The sequence below is a fragment of the Anaerosolibacter sp. genome (assembly GCF_029240175.1).
Classification (GTDB): Bacteria; Bacillota; Clostridia; order Peptostreptococcales; family Thermotaleaceae; genus Anaerosolibacter.
This window is the reverse complement of record NZ_JARBTM010000043.1, coordinates 1-8,808: the sequence shown is the minus strand read 5'-3', so window position 1 is coordinate 8,808 and position 8,808 is coordinate 1. Positions and strand designations below refer to the sequence as shown.

Genomic DNA, 8,808 nt, shown 5'->3' with positions numbered 1-8,808 from the left:
CCATATGCATTTACTTAAAGCTACCGGAACAAGTCCAGACTCCTCAAACAGTTCTCGCTTGGCTGCATCTTCATAGGTTTCTTGATCTTCCACTCCACCTCCGGGGGTTACCCAAAATGGTTTACCGATTGGACCTTGGGAGCCAAAAATGCTGTCATCTTCATATTTAAACAATAAAACTTTCTTGTCCTTATTTATGGCGATGATACGGGCTGAACATCTTGTCCTCATGATAATCTCCTTATAAATATAAATTGTAAATATTTTCTAGTTCCTATGATATAATAGGTAAAAACAAAAATCAACCTGTACTGGGGGGAAGTAAACGTGGTTATCAGGAAAATTAATGAACGCGACATTGAAGCTGTTGCCCAAACCATCCAACGAAATTTTGACGAAGTACTCATTCAAAAGCATTCTCAAGAAATAGTAGAGAAGTATAGGGACCGCAATAAAGCTGAAGACTTAAAGCATCAAATGACCTGGAAAGATATATACGTAGTAGAGATTGAAGGAGAAGTAGTTGCCACAGGTGCCCTTGCCAACTTTGGGGATGCAGATACACCCAAGTATAGTATATCGAATTTCTACGTAAAACCTGAGTTACATAGGAAAGGCATAGGAAAAGCCTTATTTAATCATCTTTTTCATAAGGCTGAAAAGATGATTATTGATTTTCTCCATGTGCCTAGCAGTAGAACCGGATATGATTTTTATGAGCAAATGGGTTTTATAAAGGATGATATCCAATATGACGAAGACGATGAAATCATTTGGATGACCATGGAGATAAATAGTAGAGTAGGGACACCCCTATATATGACTTTCACAAAAGTATAAATGGAAAGACAAATTTATTTGCAGGAACAGTACTTCGATAGCAAAGTATAATGCTAATTATGGGCCTCGTATCGCAATAGTAGAACAATGCGACACAGCACCAGCGGTATGACAGGATCGTCCGACCCTATAAAACTCATCGTTCCGAATGATATGAATTAAAAATTGCGGACCGACGGGGGCATCGATCCCTGCGAGATACCGTTCAGACCAGTAGGGGCGATTCACGAATCGCCCGCAGACCATAGATACCAACCCATCAATCATTATGTAGGGAAGGCCCCCTGTGGCCTTCCGTTTATCACGGAGAAATAACATAACGGAACGGCACAGGGGCCGCTCCCTACGATTATGTCGCAACATTCTTAAAAAGCGAAGTAAGGTTATTTATATTTTGTGAGGTGATCAGATGTCAATAAATTTTTGCAATTATATCAACCAACAGGGTTTCACAAATGACTTTCTAAAAGTTTATGATTTTTTAAAAAGAATAAATCAGGAAACCATCACAACGCCGAACTTCTTATGGGGCAGATGGGAGTGGATGTTTTCACTGCCTTACCTTAATAAAAGCCTTTTAGACAGAATTGGAATATGGAAAGATGATGAAAAAATTGTGGCACTAGCAACATATGAAACTGATATTGATGAAGCCTATATCTGTGTGGATAAAGATTATCATTGTCTTAAAGAAGATATTTTGAACTATGTGCAACATAATTTCAGCGGTGGGCATAAAGTACTTATTGATGATAATGATCATATGTTTCAGCGTATTGCTATTGCCCATGGCTACAGACCAACACAGAACAGACAATGTACTGCAAAGATAGATATTAATGATAGTATTTCTTATCAGCTGCCTAAGGGATTTAGTATTGTAAGTCTTGCAGAAAGATTTGATTTAAATGAATACAGCAAAGTGTTATGGCGAGGATTCAATCATGATGGCGAACCTCCGAAAACAGAGGAACACATGCAAGATATAAAGAATAATTTTTCTGGACCTCATGTAAATCTTGACCATAAAATAGCAGTTGTTGCACCGAATGGAGAATTTGTTTCCTACTGTGGGATGTGGTATGAGAGTAATACGGACTATGCCCTTGTAGAACCTGTGGCAACAGATCCTCAATACCGAATGATGGGGCTTGGAAAGGCGGCAGTGCTTGAAGCTGTTATGCGTTGCGGAAAACTCGGGGCAAAACGAGCATATGTAGGTTCATCACAACAATTTTATTACAATATTGGCTTTTATCCTGTTTCAACCGAAACCTTTTGGTGTAAAAAATAATTTGTGCACAGGAAAATACTTCATGTTATGATCCAGACTGTATGAAATCTCAAAATGTAGTTTGAAGATAGTACCATTATGTCGCTATATTCTTAAAAAGAGACTCTAAGTTCTTGTCGGTATTTATATCACTAAGATTCAATTGCCTGGAATTCATAATCAATCTCTCCTAAACTTTAGTGGTTTTCATTAGCTTTGCATAAATAATGCATTACCTAAATTGAGAAGACCACATTTTTCATATAATCTTACAGCTGCAATGTTTTCTGGATTAACATATAATCTAATCTTACATGCATTCAATTCTTTCTGTAGTTCAAAAGCCTTTTCCATAAGTCTCTGACCGACTCCATTATTTCTATACAGGGGTGCAGTCCACAGTTCATCTACATAAATAATACCATTATCCCAAACACCAATCTTGGGAAGATATATTAAAGAGATCCAGCCGACAAATCTGTTTTCAAGAAGTGCGCCATACACATAAAATCCTTCATGATCAAGATTGTAACGGATATTCTCTAATGAAAAATTTTTGTTTGTGATCTTTTCTTCATCTGTCCGCTCCTTACCATTCATTCTCCAAGCTACTATATCGTCAAATAGTGAATAATTTTCAATTGTAACTCGTACTGTTCGAAGCCCCATTATTGTTTCCTCGCCTATTATTTATTTGTTCTAGATCTAAGCTAGCGGATTCTTGTATTGAAAGATTTGTAGTTTTATTGCAAAACCTTCAAACTTATAAAATCATCGATTTCGTTATTCTTCTTAAGTCCTTTTGAGGAATATTCTTTATGTAAGTTTTAAGTAATTGTTCATTTGCAGCAACTGTAAAAATTTTCTAATTCTTATGATATAATAGATAAAAAGAAAAATCAACAAAACGGTGACATGTATGTTACGAAAGGAAGTACTGATATATGAATCAGGTTGCTCTAAGATTTGCTGAACCCAATGAAAAACGAAAAATATATGAGTGGTTAGCTTTATCTGACGTGACTTCTCAAATGTTTGATGATGACAATCCACCAGAAACCTGGGAAAATTTCAATCGTGATGAGTCAGATTTTTTATTTGATCATTCAGCCCCTGAATTAGGCGGCTACTTAATTATCACATTGGGTGGGGAAGAGATGGGAGCGATTAGCTATGCCTGTTTCCACCTTATAGACAAGGTGGCTGAGTTAGACATTTGGATGAGGTCTTTCAAATACTGTGGTCTTGGCTATGGAGTGGATGCACTTAATCAACTTATAGACAAACTACATAGGGAGCAAGGAATAAAAGAATTTATTATACGTCCATCAAAGGAAAATGTAGCAGCTATAAGAGCATACAAGAAATGTGGATTTACTTTATTTGAAGATTTTGATCCAAGAAACTATGTAAAAGAAGAATTTTATGATATGTATGGGGATGGAGATTATGGACTGGGCGGCGATATTACTTTGATCAGAAGATATAATATTTAGATAGAGTTATACGAGACTTAGAACATCTACTTAAATTTATTGGAGGCAATGAAATGAAAACAAAACGAGTGATTGTAGTTCCATATGATCCTAAATGGAATGAGGAGTTTCAAAAACTAAAATCGTATTTAGAAAAAGCTCTTGAAAACAGCATTGTTGCGATTGAACATGTAGGAAGTACTTCAGTAGAAGGGTTATCTGCTAAACCAATTATTGATATAGATGTTATTATTGAAAGTTATGATAGGTTTGAAGATGTAAAATCTCGTCTGGAAAGTTCGGGTTATTATCATGAAGGTGATCTAGGAATTAAAGATAGAGAAGCTTTTGCATACAGTGAAAAGCAGGGAGTTATGGAACATCATTTATACGTTTGTCCTAGAAATTCAAATGAATTAAAAAGGCATATTGCTTTCAGAGATTATTTGAGAGCACACAAAGAAGATAAAAAAAAATATAGTGAAATAAAACTACAGGCTGCAATAAAGTATCCGACAGATATTGATCACTATATGGAAGCTAAAAACCCTTGTATTGCTGAAATTTATAAGAAATGTGGATTATAGGCACGATATTTATTCAATTTGGATGCAAGATTGCTCTGCTACATGATATTCGAAACATTATGTCGTAGTCATAGCATACGGTAAATAGTTTTAAATAGTATTACATAAGATTTGAGGAGGTGGTAATTTGGATTTTTCAGATAGCAATAGCAATGATCAAGATGAAAATTTATTGAAAAAACTTGAAGAATTGGAAAATAAGTTTGATGAAGGTAGTACGAAAAAGGGTGTAATTAAAAAGCTAATTGATAGCTTAAAAAGCCTAGAATTTAGCGGACCTGAAACTGATATTAAGACAATAAAAAAAGATCTAATGTCAGCAATATTAGAATTACTATCGTAATCGTAGGTTGTTATGAAATAAACAAAAATGATATTTAGGATGTGGTTATATGAGTGCTTATTCATTTATAGCAACTGATTATGAAATACCCGAAATAGACAATTCAAAGGAAAAAATAATTACTGTGCAAGAGGCGATTGAATTAGAAATAAAAGCACATGAGCTTATGCCTTGGGAGAAGATGAATCCAAATGATAAGATATTGTTTTTTGAAAAAGAAAGTGATTTAGGTGAACTAGTTATTAGAAAAGATAATGTATATGACAAAAATGTGAGATGGTATACAGATAAACCTTTCATTTATTCAGTGGATTTTAAATATACGGAATTAAGAGCAAAGCAATTATTAGAATACCTAAAAGAAAATATTGGTAAAGGACAGCAATTAGAATTATGGTCAATATGGCTTGATGATAGGAAAAATATTCAACCTACCATATGTAATTATGAAGAGGTTTCTATACATAATTTAAAGCAAATGTATGATTGGAAAGGCAAAAAGCATGTAAGTCATAGCTGTATAATAATAGAGAGATAAATTATTTTTTATACCACTTAGGGATTCTATGCTTAAAACAATCATGATCTTCAACCAAAATGTCACAAAGCCTTTTTCTATGCTTATACATGGTTTCAGATATACGTTTCCCCCATAATAAAGATAGAAAAGATGTCATTGCTATACTTAGAGCATACATTTCCCAAAACTCTATAGATGGATTAAAATCTGTATAACCGTCTATCTGGCCTATCGAGAAAGGAATGCTGACGTTTCGGCTAAAGACTGCAAGTTTGTAAAAATCTTCAATGGGATCTTTCCAGTCAAAACGATCAAAATCGATAATATATAGATCATCTGCTGGAGATAAAATCATATTCCCAACATGAAAATCACCATGTACAAGGGATATTTGTTTGCCTTTCAGCAGATGAATGTTTGTTTTAATGTAACGATCAATTTGTTGCTCGTATTCATAGCTTAAACCATGTTTTTTATAATTATCATAGTTCGACAGATATTGATTAAATCTTGTTGAATACCAGTCAAAACTAGCTTTTGGTTGCCATGAGTGGATCCTTTTCAATAATCTGCCTGCTTCTAAGCCTAACTCATATTGTTTAGTTTTTGAAAATGTTGGAAGGACATTTTCAAGTATCTCTCCATCAATCCAGGTCTGTAGCATATAAGTATGTTTTTCAGAATTGCATAAGCCTAAATATACTTCTTTTACTGTTGGCACTCCAAGGCATGACATCGAACGAATTATTTCATGTTCTTGCTTTTTTCTAGCATAAGATGTGGCATCTGATAATCTTAAAAAGAATTTTTCGCAATTAATATCTGTAATACAAAACTTTCTATCAGTTGAAAATCCTTGATCTATCGGTTCGATTGATATCCAAGTATCATAACAGGGTATATCTTTTAGTTCATCGTAATCTATCATGGTCATGCCTCCAGCATCCTTAATCCTATCTCATAAAACTCTAATTAGATTTATAAGTCCTTTTTCTTCCCATGAACAAAGTAATGCCAACTATAGGTATTTTCATAAATATCTTGGATATGCCTTAAATGCAGAGTTTCAAATTCACTTATAATTTCTTTAACTGTATCCAAGTCGCAATAAAAATGAGGCACTTCGATTTCCGGGCCTTCTGTTTTTAAGATTGTATTTTCATCTATTATAGGATGCTTACCACTTTTATAGGAGGGGCTTTCTTTTGAGCATAAGGTTATAAAAAACTCTCCACCATGGACTAATACTCGATTTATTTCTCCAATAATGTTTTTGATTCCTGATGAATCCGTGTGTGAAATCACGTGATAAGCCAATAAACAATCAAATGTACCTGCTGTATAGGGAAGATGATTCATATCCCCAAGGGATATACCTATATTAAGATGAAGCGTTTTTGAATTCTGTCTCAGCACTTCTAATCCTTTCTCAGCTAAGTCCATGGCTTCAACTTCAAATCCATTGTGTGCAAATAAAATTGCATGTCTTCCAAGACCGCAGCCGAGATCTAGAAAACGCTTAAAGCCTTGGTCTTTCCATCGATGTAGATAATAATAAACATCTTCTGAAGGTTCAGACCACCATTTTTCCTCTATTCCTCTTTCCCAGTCCCATTCTTTTGACTTGATCACAGCATTTCGCCCCTTTTAAGATAGTAAGAATCACCAACAACGATTGCACGAGTCCAACATTTATACTGTGGAGATAACAAAACATGCTAGCGTTAGAAGTGCATTTCATTAAAATATTGAAAAGCCTCTTGGGAGTCTAAATGATATAATTTCATGTTTTCCTTGTTGTCCTCCATATGAGATAAATAATATAGCATTGCCCTTTCTTTTGATAATTTCAATGCTTCTCTAATTCCATCGGCTAATTCTCTGTATCCATCTTCCTTCCAGCTCATTTTATCCGCTATAAACACTTCTATTTCAATCATGCTAGGCTTTCTTCTTGAAGTTGTGTGGTATCTGATTGCATCTAATATCAGTGAATCTTTTATACCAAATACTTTTTCTGCTATAAAGCATGATATCTTCTGATGTAGAATAGATGGCAATGTCTTTTCCTCGCCGGTGATCTCAATATCATTCTCTATACAAAATCGTATAATGTCATCACTTTTAACCACTCGTCCCAAATCATGACAATAACAGGCGATTTCACTGCCAGATTCAATACCTCCAAATTGTCGCCTTATATGATGGAGTTCTTCTACAACATCTAGGGTATGCTCATACGTATCGGTCCTATCGTGCTTTATAAAGTAATTTTGTACATCCTTCTTTAAGTTTGAGGTAATTTGAAAATCTAGGTAGTTTGTCATAGCACGCCTCCCCCAAAATGCTATCGCATCAACAATTGTAAAAATTTTCTAATAACATGATATAATAGGTAAAAGGAAAAATCAACTTATACCCAGAGGGGGAAAGAAATTGTGGAAAGTACCATAAGAAATGCTATAAAAGGGTTTCTTAAGATTAATCTAGATATCAATCCAGTTTGCTTTTCTGTTTTGGAGCGATATCCTGAGGACGGATACGAGAGACTCCTTATATCCTACCAAAGCCACGATGATGATGTCATACCAGCATATCTTCTCTTACCAGAAGGAGAGGGTCCATTTCCAGCAGTGATCGTTCATCACCAACACAATGGAGAGCGGCACCTGGGAAAGAGTGAGGTATGTGGTTTGATCGGTGATCCATATCAAGCATTTGGTCCGGCTTTAGCCAAGAATGGTTTTGTAGTCTTAGCTCCGGATTCGATTTGTTTTGAAGATAGAAGAAAGAATTGTAAAGGTACGAAGGTTGATGAAGATAATGATTGGATGCAGCATTACAATGAAATGTGCTATCGGACAATTCAGGGAGATACCTTAATGAGAAAGGTAACGGAAGATGCAAGCATAGGTGTATCCTTGCTTTATCATCATCCCTTGGTAGACCAATCACGAATTGGTACATTGGGGCACTCTTATGGGGGAAACACTGTAAATTTCCTAGCAGCATTAGATGAGAGAATCCAGTATGCCTGTTCTAGCGGTGCAGCATCAACTTTTAAAGCACGGATGGATAGAGACGTGGGTATTGAGATGGCATCGGTAATTCCAGGATTCACACAGCAATTTGATTTAGAAGATCTATTTCTATCCATAGCTCCAAGAAAAATTCTTATTTTATCAGCTGATGAAGATAAATATTCAAAGGATGCAGATGAAATTGAAAATAAAATAAAAAACATGCTGAAAAATCAGGATATAAGCTGGCTTCAACATAAAAGATTTTCTGGAAAGCATGCTTTAACAGAAGAACGATTTTTATATATACTTGATTGGATGGTCAAGAACAGCAGACAGGACTAATACCAATACAAGATAGAATTAAATCCAATCTTCCTCAAAAACATAGAATGAATGTATGTGCTGTCTTAGCTACTATAAACATTACCTATGCGGAATTTGGTTATAACAAGGTGTCAGGCATAGGATTACAGATAAACTAATTCGATTTATATATTAGGAGAGATAGATCATGATAATAAAGCGGGTAAATAGCAGCGAAGCAAATCTAGCTTGTGATGCATTAAGTAATATTAAATTAAGAGATGATACGAATACGCGAAACGGTCTATCCTTGGCGTATTTGGAAAACTTTCTTTCAAACGAAAGACACTATTTATTTGTAGCAATAGAAAATAAACAGGTGGTTGGTTTTTTATTAGCATACAGATTGCAAAGGATAGATCGTAACCAAGATGCCATGTTCTT

13 protein-coding genes are annotated in these 8,808 nt (G+C 34.9%); 8 read left to right on the top strand and 5 right to left on the bottom strand.

Annotation, left to right across the window (positions count from 1 at the left end; all coding sequences use genetic code 11):
• Positions 1–231 (bottom strand): NUDIX domain-containing protein (locus tag K0R93_RS18920; RefSeq protein WP_300304914.1); only part of this gene is annotated, 231 nt, incomplete at its 3' end.
• Positions 232–327: 96 nt separating this feature from the next.
• On the opposite strand from K0R93_RS18920, the gene K0R93_RS18915 reads away from it, so the two are divergent.
• Both K0R93_RS18915 and K0R93_RS18910 read left to right on the top strand, forming a co-directional pair.
• A complete protein-coding gene (locus K0R93_RS18915) occupies positions 328–840 on the top strand; it encodes a GNAT family N-acetyltransferase (protein WP_300304912.1) in 513 nt (170 codons plus the stop codon).
• A gap of 409 nt (positions 841–1,249) precedes the next feature.
• Positions 1,250–2,134: a GNAT family N-acetyltransferase gene (locus K0R93_RS18910; protein ID WP_300304910.1), complete on the top strand. Its 885-nt coding sequence runs from the start codon at positions 1,250–1,252 to the stop codon at positions 2,132–2,134.
• Positions 2,135–2,323: 189 nt separating this feature from the next.
• Here the strand turns inward: K0R93_RS18910 and K0R93_RS18905 are convergent, their stop codons facing one another.
• Positions 2,324–2,782, bottom strand: a complete 459-nt coding sequence (locus tag K0R93_RS18905) for a GNAT family N-acetyltransferase (protein ID WP_300304908.1) — start codon at positions 2,780–2,782, stop codon at positions 2,324–2,326.
• A gap of 275 nt (positions 2,783–3,057) precedes the next feature.
• Between K0R93_RS18905 and K0R93_RS18900 the strand changes: the two genes are divergently transcribed.
• The 4 genes from K0R93_RS18900 to K0R93_RS18885 all read left to right on the top strand — a co-directional run bounded on the left by K0R93_RS18900 (position 3,058) and on the right by K0R93_RS18885 (position 5,056).
• Positions 3,058–3,609: a GNAT family N-acetyltransferase gene (locus tag K0R93_RS18900; protein ID WP_300304906.1), complete on the top strand. Its 552-nt coding sequence runs from the start codon at positions 3,058–3,060 to the stop codon at positions 3,607–3,609.
• A 53-nt stretch (positions 3,610–3,662) separates the two neighbouring features.
• On the top strand, positions 3,663–4,175 hold the full coding sequence (locus tag K0R93_RS18895) for a GrpB family protein (RefSeq protein ID WP_300304904.1): 513 nt from the start codon (positions 3,663–3,665) through the stop codon (positions 4,173–4,175).
• 127 nt (positions 4,176–4,302) lie between these two features.
• Positions 4,303–4,518 (top strand): hypothetical protein, encoded by a 216-nt coding sequence (locus K0R93_RS18890; RefSeq protein ID WP_300304902.1) that lies wholly within the window; start codon positions 4,303–4,305, stop codon positions 4,516–4,518.
• A gap of 49 nt (positions 4,519–4,567) precedes the next feature.
• The gene (locus K0R93_RS18885) at positions 4,568–5,056 is read left to right on the top strand and encodes a hypothetical protein (protein WP_300304900.1); all 489 of its coding nucleotides are present in this window, start codon (positions 4,568–4,570) and stop codon (positions 5,054–5,056) included.
• Between the two features lies 1 nt (position 5,057).
• Here the strand turns inward: K0R93_RS18885 and K0R93_RS18880 are convergent, their stop codons facing one another.
• From K0R93_RS18880 to K0R93_RS18870, 3 genes are all read right to left on the bottom strand, one after another.
• Entirely contained in the window at positions 5,058–5,966 is a 909-nt protein-coding gene (locus K0R93_RS18880; protein ID WP_300304898.1) for an aminoglycoside phosphotransferase family protein, read from the bottom strand.
• A 50-nt stretch (positions 5,967–6,016) separates the two neighbouring features.
• A complete protein-coding gene (locus K0R93_RS18875) occupies positions 6,017–6,670 on the bottom strand; it encodes a class I SAM-dependent methyltransferase (protein ID WP_300304896.1) in 654 nt (217 codons plus the stop codon).
• A 92-nt stretch (positions 6,671–6,762) separates the two neighbouring features.
• Complete coding sequence (locus K0R93_RS18870) at positions 6,763–7,365, bottom strand: HD domain-containing protein (RefSeq protein WP_300304894.1); 603 nt, start codon at positions 7,363–7,365, stop codon at positions 6,763–6,765.
• 111 nt (positions 7,366–7,476) lie between these two features.
• Here K0R93_RS18870 and K0R93_RS18865 point away from each other — a divergent pair, with 111 nt between their 5' ends.
• Both K0R93_RS18865 and K0R93_RS18860 read left to right on the top strand, forming a co-directional pair.
• On the top strand, positions 7,477–8,403 hold the full coding sequence (locus K0R93_RS18865) for a dienelactone hydrolase family protein (RefSeq protein ID WP_300304892.1): 927 nt from the start codon (positions 7,477–7,479) through the stop codon (positions 8,401–8,403).
• Positions 8,404–8,572: 169 nt separating this feature from the next.
• Positions 8,573–8,808: hypothetical protein (locus K0R93_RS18860; RefSeq protein WP_300304890.1), on the top strand; the 236-nt coding region annotated here is incomplete at its 3' end.